Raw genomic sequence first — 15,986 nt, 5'->3', positions numbered from 1 at the left:
GAGGGCGGCCGCGTTGCTGTTGCGGCGCCCACTCGGGGACGAGCCGGAGGGCTGGACTGTCGAGGGGGTCTACGAATGACACATCAGACGACTGGCGTCCTCGGAACCCTTGGCGTGCTGGGACCCGCGTCCGCGTCCGCGTCCGCGCCCGCACCCGCACCCGCACCCGCACCCGCGGCTGCGGCTGCGGCTTTGGCTACGGCTGCGGCTGTGCTCCGGCGGGACTCAGCGCTCGATGTCGACCACCAGGCGGGTCGGGTTCTGCAGCAGGAACGCGGAGAAGCTGCGGTCGGTGCCGTCCAGTCCGATCACGGCCTGGGCCTGACCCTCGAACTGCCCGGCAAAGGCTACGCCGGTGACCCCGGCCGCGGCATCGCCGGTCATCACACCCACGGGGACCTCTTCCAGATCGGTCTCGGTCGGAAGAACCTGGTCCCGGATCATCACCTGGAGGAACGAATCGCCGGAGACCTCCACGGGGAAGCCGCTGCCCTGCTGGGCGGGGGCATCCACGTAATCCACCGAGTAGCCCGGGGTGCCGGTGCCCTCGAGTTCAAAGACCACCCGGTCCTTGCCCTGGTAGTCGCCCATGCGGATCTCGGAGACGACCAGCTGCGCGCGCTCGGGCGTGGACTGGTCGGACTCCGAGTTCTTGGGCGCGGAGTCGGTCGGGCCGTTCGACGGATCGGCGGCCGCGGTCTCGTCCGGGGAGAGAGCGTCCGCGCGGGCGGCGGGAGACGAACCCGCGGTGGTGGTCTGCTCCGTGGCGGGCGCGTCGGTCGAGGAATCGGCCCCACATCCCACCAGCGCCAGGGATGCGGCGGCGGTGAGAGCGGCGGCCGCAGCGAGGCGGCGGTGTCGAATACGCATGTCTCCAGGCTAGATCCCTCTAATCACTTTTGTCCCACAAGGTGGCTACAGTTACACATCCTTGATCTATGGGGCACCATGGTGACGTGCCTGTCATCGATTCCGCTATGCAGCCGAGCTGGTGTTCCTACCGCTCGGACGACGAACCACCTGCAGGGACCGCTGCTCACGAGACCACATGGGTGTTGCTGGAGGTCCCCGGCCGATGGGGGCGCGACATCTTCGACGGAGAGGCTCTGGGCGAGGACCTGTCCGAGAGGCTCAAGCAGCACGTCGCGGAGTGCGGCGCCCGCATGCTGTTCATCCGGCGCCCCGGACGCGAGGGCCAACGGATCGACCGGCACCGCTTCTACATCTGTGACACACGTCCGGGCTGTCGCAGCATCCGCGTCGGCCGGGTCGACGGGCCCGAGGACATGCTCGACCTGGATCTCTCACTCGGTGGGGACGTCCCCGGAACCCGTGAGGTCCGGGCCCCGGTCCCGCTGGTGTGCACCCACGCCAAACGCGACCAGTGCTGCGCGGTGCGTGGCCGGCCCGTCGCGGCCATCCTCGAAGCGCAGGTGGGGCAGCGTCTGCGTGAGCTCGACCCCGACGCCGTGGTGTGGGAGTGCTCGCACACCGGAGGGCACCGCTTCGCGCCGGTACTGCTGCTGCCCGGCACTGGTTACACGTACGGCCCGGCAGAAGCCGATCTCGCGGTCCGGATCGTCGAGGCCGAGCTGGACGGCCGGGTCGCCACCGAGAACCTGCGTGGGCGCAGCACCTGGCCGCCGGCCGGGCAGGTCGCCGAGGTCGCGGTCCGGAACTCCGGGGTGGATGCGGGAATCGACGACCTCGTCGTGGACATCGACCCGGACAACTCACTCGTCGCCGTGGTCCGCCACGCCGACGGACGCGCCTGGCGTGTCGAGGCCGGCACCCGGCCGTTGCCGCCCCGGTCGCAGAGTTGCCGCAAACCACCCACCGACGCCAAGGCGTGGGTCGTGGAGTCCCTCACCGCACTCTGAATGCGCGGACGGCGCGTACCGCACTGATCGCGTTGATTGCGCTGATCGCGCGCAGGTCGGTGGGTTCCGGTGAACTGGTTTCACGGCCCCAAGGACTGGGCGGAATTCGAGCGGGTGCTGTCCGGGCGGCCGAACCCGCGTGGACCCGAGCACCCGCACCCCGGCGACGGCGGCGACGCCCCCGCCTGGTCACGCAAGCGCGGCCAGTACCTGGCTCCGGCCCCGGAACCGACGCACGCAGAAGACGGCACGGATGCGGGAAGCGGAGAGCGGACCCGACAGGACGAGGACGCTCAGGGCGCCCGGGGAAACCGGGGGCGGCCCCGAGTCGGCACACGCAGTCGCGTGCCGTACGCGGAACTACACGCGCACACCGCGTTCAGCTTCCTCGACGGGGCATCCTCACCCGAGTCGATGGCCGAAGCGGCGGTTGAACTGGGCCTGAGCGCGCTCGCGATCACCGACCACGACGGGATGTACGGGGTCGTCCGCTTCGCCGAAGCCGCCGCGGAACTCGGACTGCCCACCGTGTTCGGAGCCGAGCTGTCCCTGCCCGGCGGCGAACACCTGCTGGTCCTGGCCCGAGGGCAGGAGGGCTACCGGCGACTCTCGCGCGCCATCGCCCACGCCCACCTGCGCGGCGGCGCCAAGAGCGAACCGCGCTACGAGATCACCGAACTCGCCGAAGCCGCCGGCGGGCACTGGTACATCCTCACCGGCTGCCGACACGGCCGGGTCAGGCGCGCCCTCGAACGACACGGCAACGCCGCCGCAGACCACGACATACCGGCGGCCCGCACAGCACTCGGCCAGCTCGTCGAGAAGTTCGGTCGGGACAACGTGCTCGTCGAGCTGACCTGCCACGGTGTTCCCGAAGACACGGAACGAGGCGACGCGCTGGTGGGGCTCGCGGAGGAAATGGGCCTTGTCGTCGTCGCCACCACCGCCGCACACTGCTCAGGCCCACAGGACGCACGTCTGGCCTCGGTCATGGCCGCACTCGGCGCGCGCAACGCACTGGAGACCCACGCCGCCCACCTGCCCGCCGCCGGCGGCACCTACCTGCGCTCGGGCGAGGAGATGGCCGAGTTGTTCGAACGCTGGCCCGGCGTCGTGGCCGCCGCCGACCGGGTGGGCCGGGAGTGCGCGTTCGACCTCACTCTCATCGCGCCCAAACTGCCGCCGTTCGACGTCCCCGCAGGCCACACTGAGAACAGCATGCTCGCCGAACACACCTACGCAGGCGCCGCCCGCCGCTACGGCGCCCGCGAGAAAGCCCCGCAGGCGTACGCGCAGATCGACCGCGAACTGGAGGTGATCGCCGACCTCGGCTTCCCCGGATACTTTCTCGTGGTCCATGACATCGTCGAGTTCTGCCGCCGAGAGGGCATCCTCTGCCAGGGCCGGGGCTCGGCCGCCAACTCCGCCGTCTGCTATTCCCTGGGCATCACCAACGTCGACCCCGTCGGCGCGAACCTGCTGTTCGAGAGGTTCCTGTCGCCGGAACGCGACGGCCCGCCCGACATCGACGTGGACATAGAATCCGGCCGGCGGGAAGAAGCCATCCAGTACGTCTACGCCCGCTACGGTCGCCAGCACGCCGCCCAGGTGGCCAACGTCATCACCTACCGCGGCCGCTCAGCCGTCCGCGACGTGGCCCGCGCGCTGGGTTACTCCACCGGCCAGCAGGACGCCTGGTCCAAGAGCGTCGACCGCTGGTCCGGGCTGAAAGACAAGGACCGGGAGACCACCGAACGCACCGTGCCGGACGACGTGCTCGCGCTGGCCCGGCAGATGGTCGGCCTGCCGAGGCACCTGGGCATCCACTCCGGCGGCATGGTCATCTGCGATAGACCCGTGGCCGATGTGGTGCCCGTCGAGTGGGCCCGCATGCCCGGCCGGACCGTCCTGCAATGGGACAAGGACGACTGCGCGGCCGTCGGACTGGTCAAATTCGACCTGCTCGGACTCGGCATGCTCACCGCCCTGCACCACGCGATCGACCTCGCCGCCGAGCACAAGGACCTCGACGTGGACCTCGCCCAGCTCGATCTGGCCGACTCGGAGGTCTACGAGATGCTGTGCCGCGGCGACTCCGTGGGCGTGTTCCAGGTGGAATCACGCGCCCAGATGGCCACCCTGCCCCGGCTCAAGCCACGTACCTTCTATGACCTCGTGGTGGAGGTCGCACTTATCCGGCCCGGCCCCATCCAGGGCGGATCCGTCCACCCCTACATCCGGCGACGCAACGGACTCGAGCAACCGGTCTTCGACCACCCCGCACTCGAGCCGGTCCTCGGCCGTACCCTCGGCATCCCGCTATTCCAGGAACAGCTCATGCAGATCGCCACCGAGATCGCCGGCTTCACCGGGGCCGAAGCCGACCAACTCCGCCGCGCCATGGGAGCCAAACGCTCGCCCGAGAAAATGGCGCGGCTGCGCCAACGATTCTTCGACGGCATGCGCGACCTGCACGGCATCGGACTCAGCCCGCCCGGCACCCCCCACACAGGACCCGAGGTGGGGGAGCGGATCTGGGAGAAGATGTGCGCGTTCGCCAACTACGGCTTCCCCGAGAGCCACTCCCAGTCCTTCGCCTCGATCGTCTACTACTCCGCGTGGTTCAAATGCCACCACCCGGCGATCTTCTGCGCCGCCCTGCTGCGCAGCCAACCCATGGGCTTCTACTCGCCGCAATCCCTCGTCGCCGACGCCCGGCGGCACGGAGTCACCGTCCACCGGCCGTGCGTCAACCGCTCACTCGGTGGCGCCACCTGCGAGAACCACGGCACCGAAGTGCGGCTCGGACTCGAATCGGTCAAGGCCATCGGCTCCGACCTGGCCGCCGCCATCGCTGACGAACGCGACACGCACGGCCAGTACACCTCCGCCGGGGACCTCTCCGGGCGTACCGGCCTGACCGTGCGGCAGATGGAGGCCCTGGCCACCGCCGGCGCCCTCGACAGTCTCGGCACCGGTGGGCGACGGGCCGCGTTGTGGTCGGCGGCCACCGCGGCCCGGGAAAAGCCCGGCATGCTGCCCGGCCTCAGCCAGGTCGAGGCGCCGGCACTGCCGGGGATGAGCGTTCTCGAACTCACTTCCGCCGACCTCGCCGCCACCGGCATCAGCCCCGAGGAATACCCGACCGTCCACGCCCGGCCCTGGCTCGAGTCCCGCGGCGTGTGCACCACCGCAGGGCTCGCCCACGTCCCCGACGGCAGCCGCGTCCACGTGGCCGGGGCCGTCACCCATCGACAGCGACCTGCCACCGCGGAGGGCGTGACCTTCCTCAGTCTCGAGGACGAGACCGGCATGACCAACATCGTGTGTTCCGTCGGACTGTGGGCCCGCTACCGGTCGGTCGTCTCCTCGGCCCCGGCGCTCATCATCCGCGGCACCGTCGAGAACCGCTCCGGAGCGGTCAGCGTGGTGGCCGACAAGGTCGAACGTCTCCACCTCGGTCTGGCGATCGGACGCAGTCGCGACTTCCGCTGAAGCTGCCGACGCTCTATCCCTACGCGTGTCCCGAACGGTGCCGCTCACGCTGCGGACGTCTGGCTGGGGGAGTGCGCTCGCGGATCAAGCGTGGCGTGAGGCGGCGATCGCCCGAATGCTGGCCACGGCACACACCAACCAAATGGTGACCAGGACAGCCACCGTCACCAGGCTCGCCCACTGCCAACCCAGGAAATACGAGCCCAACCCGCACGTCGCCAAGGGATAGGCCATCGCCCACCAGCCGGGATTGAACGGCATCCGCGCGATAAAGCCACGCACGGTCACCAGCACCGCGTACGCGCCCAGACCAGCCCCGGCCACCAACACGATCGCACTGTAGACACGGGCCACATCGTCCAGAACCGGACCTGACAGAACCTGCGCCGCAGCCGCCGACTGCCCCACGATCCCGAGCGGAATCCACGTGGAGGTGGACAACGCCACCGGCACCGGGGTGCGGAACCACGCATGGTGATACGCCAGCACGATGACCGTGGTCCCCAGCGTCAGCGCCAACACGAAACACACCACGCAGGCGCCCACCAGAATCGACCGGATCACATCCGAAGAGACCTGTTCGGCGATCACCCCGCCGGCGGTCGCCGACACCATCGGCGGCACCATCGGCAACGCCCACGTGGGCAGCGGATGATCGGGACGCCTGGTGATCAGCCACACCGCGAACCCGACGGCGGTGGCCAGACCGAGCACCGTGCCAGCTCCCCACATCGCGGTGTCGATTCCGAACGCGACCGCAGCCAGTGACGGGGCCCGGGCCGCGGTCACCACGTATGTCGCCGCGCCCACCGCCATCAGTCCCATCGCGACCATGCCCCACAGCGGCACCATCGTGGCGTCGCGCACGGAACGCGACCACTCCTGTGGATCGCAGGCAATGGAGCGAGCAAACCCCAGTCCGAGCCCGATGAGCATCACCCAGCCGAGCGCGAGCATCACCAGGGTGCCCGCGCCGAACCCCGGCACGGCATCCGCGTGCAGCTGCAGCAGAGTCGACAATCCGCCGGTGCCCATAATCGCCCCGAACCATGCGGGGCCGGGCCCGGGTACAACAGTCCCCGAGGCTAACTTTCCTGCTCCAGGGGTTGATGGAGCCGATCCACTATGCCCGTCCGGGGCGGCAATTGAGAAAGCGGGGGCAGCGGCTCGTTGCCGGTGGGACTGGTGTATGTCCGGCCGGACGATGCGGTCGCAGCTTCCGCGTTCCGGATGAGTCGACCATGTCAGCACAGGGGGTGGCGGCTGGGTGAGTCGCGACGGCAGTGTGGCTGTGAGAACCGGCACATCGGCGTAGGTTCACCAGGCATGAGCGACCACTCCGACGCGCACGCCGGCGCCCACACCGGGTCTGCCTCAACCACCGCGACTTCCGTGCCCGCCCCCTCACTCGACGACCTTGCCGACCGACTGGGCGAGGCGCAGCTGCTCACGGACCCGGACTTGCTTCAGGGCTACCGACAGGACTGGGCCAAGGCGCCGAACCCGGGGATGCCGCTCGCGGTGGTCAGGGCCCGCAGTACCGAAAACGTTCAGGAGGTCATGCGGTGGGCCAGTGCCCACGGAGTGCCTGTCGTCCCACGCGGCGCCGGCTCGGGCCTGTCCGGTGGTGCTACAGCTGTCGAGGGCGGGATCGTGCTGTCGACGGAACAGATGCGCCACATCGATGTCGACCCGGTCACCCGCACCGCGACCGTCCAGCCGGGGCTCTACAACGCGGAGGTCAAGGCCGCGGTCGCCGAGCACGGGCTCTGGTACCCGCCGGACCCGTCGTCGTACGAGATCTGCTCGATCGGCGGCAACATCGCTACCAACGCCGGCGGACTGTGCTGCGTGAAATACGGCGTGACCACTGATTATGTCCTGGGTATGACGGTCGTGCTGGCCGACGGCACCGCGGTACGCCTCGGCGGCGCCCGCCTGAAAGACTCGGCCGGCCTCAGCCTGACCAAACTATTTGTGGGCAGCGAGGGCACACTCGGAATCGTCACCGAGATCATCGTCCGGCTTATCCCGGAGCAGCCGCCGCGCTCGACCGTGGTGGGCATCTTTCCCGACGTGGTGGCCTGCAGCGAGGCGGTTCTCGCGATCACCAGCCGCACCCGCCCGGCCATGCTCGAGTTCATGGACAACACGTCGATCCGCGCCGTCGAGGCCGACCTGCGCATGGGGCTGGACACCACCGCGGGCGCCATGTTGCTCGCCCAGTCCGACCTCACCGGATCCGACCGCGCGGTCGAGACAGAGTTCATGGCGGAGGCGTTTCGGGCGCACGGTGCCAGCGAGGTGTTCGCCACCGACGACCCCGACGAGGGCGAGCAGTTCACCGTCGCCCGCCGTGCCGCGTTCACCAGCCTCGGCAAGGTCGGCTCGCTCCTGCTCGAGGACGTCGGCGTGCCCCTGCCGGCGCTCCCGCAGCTGGTCGCCGGGATCGAGGAGATCTCCGCCCGCCGCGACGTGCCGATCGCCCTGGTTGCCCACGCGGGCGACGGGAATACTCACCCGATCATCGTTTTAGAGGACGACGACGAGGACCGTGCAGCCCGCGCCCAGTTGGCGTTCGGTGAGGTCATGGAACTGGCGATCGGTATGGGCGGCACCATCACCGGCGAACACGGGGTGGGCCGGCTCAAGGCCCCGTGGCTGCCCGCGCAACTCGGCGACGATGTCATGGACCTGAGCAGGCGCATCAAGTCCGCGCTCGACCCGCAGGGGATCCTCAATCCGGGCGTGATGCTGTAGCCGAGGGAGGCCCGGCCCGGGCGTGATGGTGTGGCCAGGCGAGCGGGTCCCCAGTGAGCGGGCCCCGAGTCAGGATCTCAGGTGCGAACCGGGGGATGTCCCCGATGTGCCGGGAGGCGGTGGCGGGCGAGGATACCGATCATGGCCACCGACCGAGTCCACTTGTTGCTGTACCGGACACTCCTGTTCACCACCGCCATAGTGGCGGCGGTCCTGGGAGTCATTGCCGGTCTGGAAGCGCCCACGATCACGCCCGAATATCAGCTCACCGGATACTGGCGGGCCTACGGCCTGCTCGTCTTTGCCGCTCTGTCCGCCTACCTCGGAGCCACCCCGCCGGGTGCCGCCGTGCTGTGGCTGGTGGTGATCTTCCACAAGCTCTCCATGACGATGACCGCGCTGCTCCTGCTGCGCCACGACGTCACCGGTGCCCCTACCGCCGCGATGATCGACGGCGCGATGGTGCTGGCAACCCTCATCGCCCTGGGTCTGCGGTTTCCGGCCGCGCGGGCCGCTCGTGCTGCACGAGCCGAGCGCGAGGAACTCCTGTCCGGCGGTGGCCATCCGAGTTGCGTCCGCGCGGGCGGGGTGCCGACGGCCACGGAGTCCGCCCGGCTGTCGCTTCCGCATCCGCTCCCCGCGATAGCGCCGCGGGCAGCCTGACCGGAGGCAGGAAAGTGACGGCGCCGTGAAGGGTGAGTGCGGTGCGGGGTGGAGGCTCAGCCCTCGTCGAGCCGCACCCGCACTGCCGCGGCCACGGGCGTGCCGACCTGCACCGACCGGCCGCCCAGCGACACGGTGATGATCCCCAGCTCCACTTGGCGCGACTCCACGTGCACGCGAGAATCGGGGCGCAGGCCGATGTCGGCGAGGTGACGCAGGACGGCGTTGTCGCGGTCGGACACCCGTGTCACCACACCGGTAGAGCCCTCGGGGGCGCTGTCGAGCGGCGTGTCGCCGAGGGGGTCGACCCGGCCGTCGCGGGTGGGGATGGGATCGCCGTGCGGATCGCGGCGGGGATGGTCGAGGAAGGCGTCGAGCGCGTCGACGAACCGGTCCGAAACCACGTGCTCCAGCGCATCGGCCTCGGCGTGGACCGCATCCCACGGATACTCCAGACACTGCGCGAGGAAGGTCTCGATGATCCGGTGCCGGCGGACCATCGCGACCGCCAGGCTGTGCCCGGTCGCCGTCAGCTCTACAGGCGCATAGGGGCGGTGCTCGGCCAGCCCCAGGGCCACCAGCTTGCGCACGCCCTCACTCACCGTCGACGGCGATGCGCCCATCCGCTCGGCCATCGCACTCGAGGTCACGGGTTCGCCGCCGGCCCCCAGTGCATGGGCGGCCATGAGGTAGCCCTGGATGGTGGGGGTGAGATCCGCCAGGCGAAGTGGCTGATCGTCAGTCATGCCGCCATCATCCCCGATCGTCGAGCACGGGTGGCCGCCAGCGCCCGCGGTACGACCCCCCGACGCGGCGCGAACAGCTGCACGACCAGGAACAACACCGCCTGTGTGAGCACCACGACGGGCCCAGGTGGCAGGTCGGCGTAGTAGCCGAAGTACAGGCCGGTCACGCCTCCGGCAAGGGCGACGACGACGGCGAGGACCATCGTCCCGGTCATGGTTCTTGCTAGCAGTTGGGCGGTCGCGCCCGGGATGATGAGCGTCGCCACGACCAGGATCACGCCCACCGACTGGACACCCGCGACAGTCGCGGTGGCGAGCGTCGCCAATAGGAGTGCGAGCAGCGCCCGGGTGCGCAGGCCGAGCGCGTGGGCCTGGACGCGGTCGAAGGCGACCATGATGAGGTCGCGGCGGAAGGCCAGCAGGACGACCACCGTGAAGGCCGCCACGATCAGCACCTGCGCCAGGTCCGAGTCGCGCACGCCCAGCACGCTGCCGAACAGGATCGAGTGCAGGTCCTGCTGACTGGGGAAGCGGGCGATCAGCACCAGACCCAGCGAGAACAGGGCGGTGAACACGATGCCCATCGCTGCGTCCTCCCGGACCGTGCCCGCCTCACGCACCCCGCCGATCAGGGCCACCGCGACCAGTGCGGCGATGAGGGCGCCGACGGAAAACGGAATGCCGGTCATCGCCGCGATCACCACGCCCGGCAGTACCGCGTGGGAGACGGCATCGCCCATCAGTGACCAGCCCATGTGCACCAACCAGCAACTCAGGAGCGCGCCCGCGATTCCGGAGGCGGCCACCACGAGCAGGGCGCGGCGCATGAACGCGTACGTCATCGGTTCCACGAGCAGATCGATCACGACAGTGCCTCCTCGGCGGTGATGGGGGCGGAGCCGCTGGCGGCGGGAGTGTCGTCGACGGTGCGTGGGCGGGCGCCGAGCAGAGTCGAGAGGATCTGCGGCGTGGTCGTCTCGGCGACAGGACCGTGCGCCACGAGCCGGCCGTTGAGAAGTGCGACCGAGTCGGCGAGCCGGTCGACCGTGGTCAGGTGGTGGGTCGAGATGAGGGCGGTGCGGCCGGCCGCGGTCAGCTCACGCAGTACGTCGATGTAAACCTCTTCGCTGCCGGCGTCCATCCCGTTGAACGGTTCGTCGAGCAGCAGCAGATCGGCCTCCTGGGCCAGGCAGCGCGCAAGGAGGACCCGGCGTCGCTGGCCGCCCGAGAGTTCGCCGATGCCTCGGGATGCGACCGCGTCGAGTCCCACCCGCGTCAGCGCTGCGGCCACCGCGTCCCGGTCGGTGGCGGACGGGCGCCGCCACGGGCCGGTGAATCGGCGGCGGCCCTGCATGACCACCTCGGCGGCGGTGATGGGGAACCGCTCGTCGATCGCATCCTTCTGCGGCACCGCAGCCACCCGGCCACTGCGCAACGCCTTGCGGACGGGCTGCCCGAGCACGCGCACGGTGCCGGCGGTGGGGGTGACCAATCCGAGCAGAGACTCCAGCAGTGTCGACTTTCCGGAGCCGTTGGGGCCCAGCAGGACCGTGATCTCGCCGGCGGCCGCGGTCAGCGACACCGAGTCGAGCGCGCGCACATTGCCGCGGTCCACGGTGAGGTCCGTGACCACTGCGCCGGGAGGGCCCAGGTGCGGTGAGTAGGGAAGTCGCTGCTCGGTCATCGCGTCTGCTCCGTCATGAGGTCAGCTCCCGGGTGATGGTGTCGAGGTCGTGATCGAGAAGATCGAGATAGGTGGGCACGGGGCCGGTCTCGGCGGACAGTGAGTCGACGTACAGCAGTCCGGCCAGCCGGCTGTCGCTCTCGGTGGCGACCTGTTCCATGGCGTCGCCGGAGACGGTCGATTCGCAGAACAGGGCGGGCACGTCGCGGTCGCGCACCTCGTCGATCAGCGCGGTGACCTGCCGCGGCAGCCCCTGGTTCTCGCTGTTGACCGGCCACAGGTACAGCTCCTCCAGTCCCAGGTCGCGTGCGAGATAGGAGAACGCGCCCTCGCAGGTCACGAGCACGCGCCGCTCCGGCGGGATGGTCGCGACCGAGGCCCGGGCCCGCTCGGCCAGGTCCTCGAGTTCGGCGATGTAGTCGTCGGCGTTCGCGGTGTAGTAGGCGGCGCCGGCGGGATCGATCTCGCCGAGCGCGTCGGCGATTGACCGGATATATGTGGCTCCGTCGGTGGGGGACATCCAGGCGTGCGGGTTGGCGCGCCCGACCGAGTTTCCCGACCTCACCGGCTCGGGCTCGATGCCGTCGGTGGTGACGAGATGCTGCGCGCCCGTGCCGTCGATGAACCGCAGCAGCCAGTCGTCCAGGCCGAGGCCGTTGCTGATCACCAGATCAGCGTTTTCCACGCGGCGCAGATCGCCGGCGGTGGGCTCGTAGTAGTGGACGTCGGCGCCGGGCGTGGTCACCGACTCGACCTGCACGCGGTCCCCGCCGACGACCCGCGCCATGTCCGCGAGGATCGTGAAGGTGGTGGCGACGTTGAGACGGTCGTCGGTGTCGACGAACTCAGCGCGGTCGTCGATGTCCGTCTCGATCGCGCCCGGGGCCGTGCACGCGCTCACCAGGGCCAGGGCGAGAATCGCCCCGAACGCCGCCGCGAGGCGGGCACCCGTGGTTTTACGGGTGGCTGGTGGGCGCAGTTTCGGCATACCGAAACTCTAAATGATGACTGCCAGAAACTCACGTCGACGGGGTGCCTGAACTCCCCGAACGAACGACACACCCCGTACTGGAGAAACGGCGTGAGCCGACGAAACGGCACAGACAGACGAAACGGCCCGAGCGGATCTACATGTCCGAGCTGCCGGGGTAGCCGAACTGCCGCCACGCCTCGTACACCACCACCGCCGCAGCGTTCGAGAGGTTCATCGAGCGACGGCCCGGCAGCATGGGTATCCGAACTTTCGCGGTGATGTTGTCGTCGTCGTCAAGAACTTCCCGCGCTAACCCCGTGGGCTCCGGACCGAACAACACCACGTCGCCCGGCTCGAACCTCACCTCGGGGAGCGACAGGTCCCCGTGCGCGGTGAACGCGAAGATCCGCGCCGGCAACAGGCGCTCGTACGCGGCGGCGAGACTCTCATGCACCTCGACGTGCGCCAGGTCGTGATAGTCCAGACCCGCCCGCTTGAGGTGCGGCTCGGACAGTTCGAACCCCAGCGGACCCGCCAGATGCAGCTCGCACCCCGCGCCCGCGGCCATCCGGATCGCATTGCCCGTGTTGGGTGGGATGCAGGGTCGGTCGAACAACACACGCACAGCGGCTCCGGTCATGACGGGCATTCTCGCAGTGCCGTGCTGCCGGCACCGACCGGGAGTGGGATACTGACAGCCGTGACCGCGATCAAGCTGGACGGAAAGCTCACCCGCGACGAGATCGTCGCCGACCTCACCACGCGTGTTGCCGCGCTGCGGGAGAAGGGAATCACCCCCGGCCTGGGCACCGTGCTCGTCGGCGATGACCCGGGCAGCCACTCCTACGTCAAGATGAAGCACCGCGACTGCGAGCAGGTCGGCATCGCCTCCATCAGGCGCGATCTGCCGGCCGAGACCACTCAGGCCGAGCTCGAGGCCGTGATCGACGAGCTCAACGCCGACCCCGCCTGCACCGGCTACATCGTGCAGCTGCCGCTGCCGAAGCACCTGGATGAGAACGCGATTCTCGAGCGCATCGACCCCGCCAAGGACGCCGACGGACTCCACCCCGTCAACCTCGGCAAGCTCGTGCTGGGCGAGCCCGCCCCGCTGCCGTGCACCCCCAACGGGTGTATCGCCCTGCTGCGGCGCTTCGACGTGGAACTGAACGGCGCGCACGTCGTGGTGGTCGGTCGCGGCGTCACCGTGGGGCGGCCCATCGGGCTCATGCTCACCCGCCGCAGCGAGAACTCCACCGTCACGCTGTGCCACACCGGCACCCGCGACCTCGCCGCCGAGACCCGCCGCGCCGACGTCATCGTGGCCGCCGCCGGCGTGCCCCACATGCTTACCGCCGACATGGTCAAGCCCGGCGCCGCCGTCCTCGACGTGGGCGTCTCGCGTCTCGACGGCAAGCTCGCCGGAGACGTCCACCCCGACGTGTGGGACGTGGCCGGAGCCATCTCGCCCAACCCCGGCGGCGTGGGTCCGCTGACACGGGCGTTCCTGCTGAGCAACGTGGTCGAGCGTTGCGAGCTGCAGGCCGCGCACGCCTGATCGGCCCGCGCCCGGCGGTGTCAGCGCCGCGGGTAGAGCACCACCCGCGCGGTTGACGGCCGGATCCCGACACCCTTGGTGGTCGAGCCGACTGCCCGGCCCACGTCCTGCGTCGGCAGCACCGGCAGGCGTGTGCGCAGCAGCGCCGCCGCCTGCAGCGTGAGCTGGGCCCACGAGAAATGGTCCCCGGGGCAGCGCCGGGCCCCGACCCCGAATGGCACGACCGCCGACTGATCGACGAGCTCGGCCTCCGGATCCGACCAGCGCTCCGGGCGGAATCGCTCGGGTTCGGGGTAGTAGCTCGGGTCGTGGTGGATCATGTTGGCGCTGAACCCCACCATCGTCCCGCTCGGGACCGTCACATCACCCAGCGTGACGGGGCCGTCCGCGGTGAGCATGTTGATCCACGGCGCCCACAGACGCATGGTCTCCTGCAGCACGGTCCGCAGGTAGGGCAGCGCGGTGGCGTCCTCGGCCCGGACCGGCCGGTCGCCGATCACCTCGTCGACCTCCGCCACCGCCTTGTCGCGGACCTCGGGCGCTCGGACCAACTCATGGACGAACGACACGAGCATCCCCGAGGGGGATTCGACGCCGCCCATGAGAAAGCCGACCATCTCGTCGATGATCGTCTCGTCGTCCAGCGACTCACCGGTCCCGGGGTCGACACCGGTCACCAGCGTGGAGAGCAGGTCACCGTGATCCGTGCCGCTGGTGCGGTACTGCGCGACGATGTCGCGAAGGAGTCCGCGTAGGCGGGCGGACGCGGTGAGGAACCGCCGTTCGGCTGCCGGTCGGAGTCGCCGCAGTGGGCGAGGCATGAGGGTTCGGAAGGCGGCTTCGGCGAGCAGGAGCGGGGAGTCGGACTGGATCGTCGACCTCGCCTGCTCTCCCAGATCCGCAGCGATGAGAGTGGCGATGAGCGTCTCCAACGCGAGCCGGTCTACCTCGGGCACCAGATCGATCGGCTCGCCCACGGGAAGCCGTGCCACCCAGTCCTCGGCGATGCGGCCGAACTCCGGGGAGTACGCCGAGATCCGGTTGCGGTGAAAAGCCGGTGCGATGAGTCGGCGACGGCGTCGGTGATCGTCGCCGCTCAGCGTGACCAGGGTGCGGCCGGCGAACGGAGCGACGGGTTCGATGAGGTCGTCGCGATGGAACCGGCCCGCGGTGCCCAGGCCGATCGAGCGCAGCAACTCGGCGGTGGTGACCAGGTAGACCGGGCGAGGGCCGAGGCCCACGCGGACGACCGGGCCGACGTCGGGCAACCGGCGGATCAGCGGGATCGGGTCGTCCAGCAGCAGGTGTGCGTGGCCGATTCCGGGAAGCCGTCCGGGCGCCCAGGGGGCGGAGTCGATCGTGGTGGTCACTGCTGACGTTCCTTTCTGCTCTCCGGGGCTCACTGTGGTCGACGTACTTCAGGTGCCGTCCCGTTCCGGGCCATCCCGGCGACAGTGGGGATGGACAGGTACAGCCCGAGCAGAAGCGCGATCGACAGCGCGGCCTTCGGTTCCGAACGCGTGCCGCGGAGCATCCCCAACACCACCGCCGGAGGCAGCACCGACAACGCGGCCGGCGACCAGGCCACCAGGCGCTGTGGGCCGCTGAGCTTCCACGGTGCCGAGACCGCCAGGGAACCCCAGACCGCGGCCTCGCCCAGGGCGACGATCGCGGCAGCGCAGGCCTGCCACGGCACGACCGACGAGTAGTCGCCGGCGCCCTGCGGCGGCGTCGAGCGGGTCTTGCGGGCCACCTCGAATTGCAGGAATGCCGAGGCGAAGACCGGCACGAGCGCGAATGCGCGGCGGCTGCGCGGGGCGGCCCCGGTTTCCCCCGCCGACTCCAGCAGGAACAATGATCCCCACACCTGCGTGGGGTAGGCGAGCGCCGAATCCAGTACCGGCGACGGTCGACCTCGCCGGTGGGTGCGCACAGCCCGGTCCAGCGGCCACAGCACGATCCCGTATGCCTGCGCAACAGCCAGGCGCCGAGCCGACACCGGCCCCAGCGACCTGGCCAGGGCGAGCGCGGCGACGCCGCACCCGGCCGCTGCCGAGAGCAGTTCTGACGTGCTGACGTCGCCGCGCACGAGCGGACGGTCAGGCTCGTGCACGCGGTCGTGGGCGAGATCCTTGACGTCGTCGAGCATCCGCATGCCCACCAGGGTCAGGGTGAGCGCGGAGGCGCGGACAGCGGTGTCGACGCCGGGCCGCCAGCGCGCCGCCGG

Annotated in this window: 14 protein-coding genes; 5 read left to right on the top strand and 9 right to left on the bottom strand. The window is 70.0% G+C overall.

Annotated elements, in window-relative coordinates:
- Positions 1-225 precede the first annotated feature (225 nt).
- Positions 226-870, bottom strand: coding sequence for an AMIN-like domain-containing (lipo)protein (locus G6016_RS14405; protein WP_182633309.1), 645 nt, complete (start codon positions 868-870; stop codon positions 226-228).
- 107 nt (positions 871-977) lie between these two features.
- Here G6016_RS14405 and G6016_RS14400 point away from each other — a divergent pair, with 107 nt between their 5' ends.
- Together G6016_RS14400 and G6016_RS14395 are read left to right on the top strand one after the other, a co-directional pair.
- Entirely contained in the window at positions 978-1,880 is a 903-nt protein-coding gene (locus tag G6016_RS14400) for a ferredoxin family protein (protein WP_380023000.1), read from the top strand.
- A 69-nt stretch (positions 1,881-1,949) separates the two neighbouring features.
- The gene (locus tag G6016_RS14395) at positions 1,950-5,375 is read left to right on the top strand and encodes an error-prone DNA polymerase (RefSeq protein ID WP_338403627.1); all 3,426 of its coding nucleotides are present in this window, start codon (positions 1,950-1,952) and stop codon (positions 5,373-5,375) included.
- Positions 5,376-5,459: 84 nt separating this feature from the next.
- Here G6016_RS14395 and G6016_RS14390 read toward each other — a convergent pair whose 3' ends face one another.
- Entirely contained in the window at positions 5,460-6,626 is a 1,167-nt protein-coding gene (locus G6016_RS14390) for an SLAC1 family transporter (protein ID WP_338403626.1), read from the bottom strand.
- A 141-nt stretch (positions 6,627-6,767) separates the two neighbouring features.
- Here G6016_RS14390 and G6016_RS14385 point away from each other — a divergent pair, with 141 nt between their 5' ends.
- Positions 6,768-8,135 carry an FAD-binding oxidoreductase gene (locus tag G6016_RS14385; RefSeq protein WP_338403629.1) on the top strand — a complete coding sequence of 456 codons (1,368 nt, stop codon included), beginning with the start codon at positions 6,768-6,770 and terminating at the stop codon, positions 8,133-8,135.
- 141 nt (positions 8,136-8,276) lie between these two features.
- Positions 8,277-8,798: a hypothetical protein gene (locus G6016_RS14380; protein ID WP_182633305.1), complete on the top strand. Its 522-nt coding sequence runs from the start codon at positions 8,277-8,279 to the stop codon at positions 8,796-8,798.
- A gap of 56 nt (positions 8,799-8,854) precedes the next feature.
- Here G6016_RS14380 and G6016_RS14375 read toward each other — a convergent pair whose 3' ends face one another.
- The 5 genes from G6016_RS14375 to G6016_RS14355 all read right to left on the bottom strand — a co-directional run bounded on the left by G6016_RS14375 (position 8,855) and on the right by G6016_RS14355 (position 12,841).
- A complete protein-coding gene (locus tag G6016_RS14375) occupies positions 8,855-9,544 on the bottom strand; it encodes a metal-dependent transcriptional regulator (RefSeq protein ID WP_182633304.1) in 690 nt (229 codons plus the stop codon).
- The gene (locus G6016_RS14370) at positions 9,541-10,410 is read right to left on the bottom strand and encodes a metal ABC transporter permease (protein ID WP_182633303.1); all 870 of its coding nucleotides are present in this window, start codon (positions 10,408-10,410) and stop codon (positions 9,541-9,543) included. Before G6016_RS14370 ends, G6016_RS14375 begins: the two co-directional genes overlap by 4 nt.
- Positions 10,407-11,228, bottom strand: coding sequence for a metal ABC transporter ATP-binding protein (locus G6016_RS14365; RefSeq protein ID WP_182633302.1), 822 nt, complete (start codon positions 11,226-11,228; stop codon positions 10,407-10,409). The genes G6016_RS14370 and G6016_RS14365 overlap by 4 nt, the downstream gene beginning before the upstream one ends.
- Positions 11,229-11,241: 13 nt before the next feature.
- Positions 11,242-12,216 carry a metal ABC transporter solute-binding protein, Zn/Mn family gene (locus G6016_RS14360; protein WP_182633301.1) on the bottom strand — a complete coding sequence of 325 codons (975 nt, stop codon included), beginning with the start codon at positions 12,214-12,216 and terminating at the stop codon, positions 11,242-11,244.
- 139 nt (positions 12,217-12,355) lie between these two features.
- Positions 12,356-12,841 carry a tRNA (cytidine(34)-2'-O)-methyltransferase gene (locus G6016_RS14355; RefSeq protein ID WP_182633300.1) on the bottom strand — a complete coding sequence of 162 codons (486 nt, stop codon included), beginning with the start codon at positions 12,839-12,841 and terminating at the stop codon, positions 12,356-12,358.
- Positions 12,842-12,901: 60 nt separating this feature from the next.
- Here G6016_RS14355 and G6016_RS14350 point away from each other — a divergent pair, with 60 nt between their 5' ends.
- Positions 12,902-13,759: a bifunctional methylenetetrahydrofolate dehydrogenase/methenyltetrahydrofolate cyclohydrolase gene (locus tag G6016_RS14350; protein WP_182633299.1), complete on the top strand. Its 858-nt coding sequence runs from the start codon at positions 12,902-12,904 to the stop codon at positions 13,757-13,759.
- A 20-nt stretch (positions 13,760-13,779) separates the two neighbouring features.
- Here G6016_RS14350 and G6016_RS14345 read toward each other — a convergent pair whose 3' ends face one another.
- Positions 13,780-15,129 (bottom strand): cytochrome P450, encoded by a 1,350-nt coding sequence (locus G6016_RS14345; protein ID WP_182633298.1) that lies wholly within the window; start codon positions 15,127-15,129, stop codon positions 13,780-13,782.
- Between the two features lie 29 nt (positions 15,130-15,158).
- The coding region (locus G6016_RS14340; RefSeq protein WP_182633297.1) for a UbiA prenyltransferase family protein at positions 15,159-15,986 on the bottom strand (828 nt) is incomplete at its 5' end.

This window comes from Dietzia aerolata (assembly GCF_014144865.1).
Lineage (GTDB): Bacteria > Actinomycetota > Actinomycetes > Mycobacteriales > Mycobacteriaceae > Dietzia > Dietzia aerolata.
The sequence above is the reverse complement of the archived record's forward strand: the minus strand, read 5'-3'. Positions and strand labels throughout refer to the sequence as shown.

Bases quoted from the DNA above. Each gene is read 5' to 3' on its own strand.
- G6016_RS14405 (WP_182633309.1), bottom strand. From the start codon at position 870: ATGCGTATTCGACACCGCCGCCTCGCTGCGGCCGCCGCTCTCACCGCC.
- G6016_RS14400 (WP_380023000.1), top strand. From the start codon at position 978: ATGCAGCCGAGCTGGTGTTCCTACCGCTCGGACGACGAACCACCTGCA.
- G6016_RS14380 (WP_182633305.1), top strand. From the start codon at position 8,277: ATGGCCACCGACCGAGTCCACTTGTTGCTGTACCGGACACTCCTGTTC.
- G6016_RS14375 (WP_182633304.1), bottom strand. From the start codon at position 9,544: ATGACTGACGATCAGCCACTTCGCCTGGCGGATCTCACCCCCACCATC.
- G6016_RS14365 (WP_182633302.1), bottom strand. From the start codon at position 11,228: ATGACCGAGCAGCGACTTCCCTACTCACCGCACCTGGGCCCTCCCGGC.
- G6016_RS14360 (WP_182633301.1), bottom strand. From the start codon at position 12,216: ATGCCGAAACTGCGCCCACCAGCCACCCGTAAAACCACGGGTGCCCGC.
- G6016_RS14355 (WP_182633300.1), bottom strand. From the start codon at position 12,841: ATGACCGGAGCCGCTGTGCGTGTGTTGTTCGACCGACCCTGCATCCCA.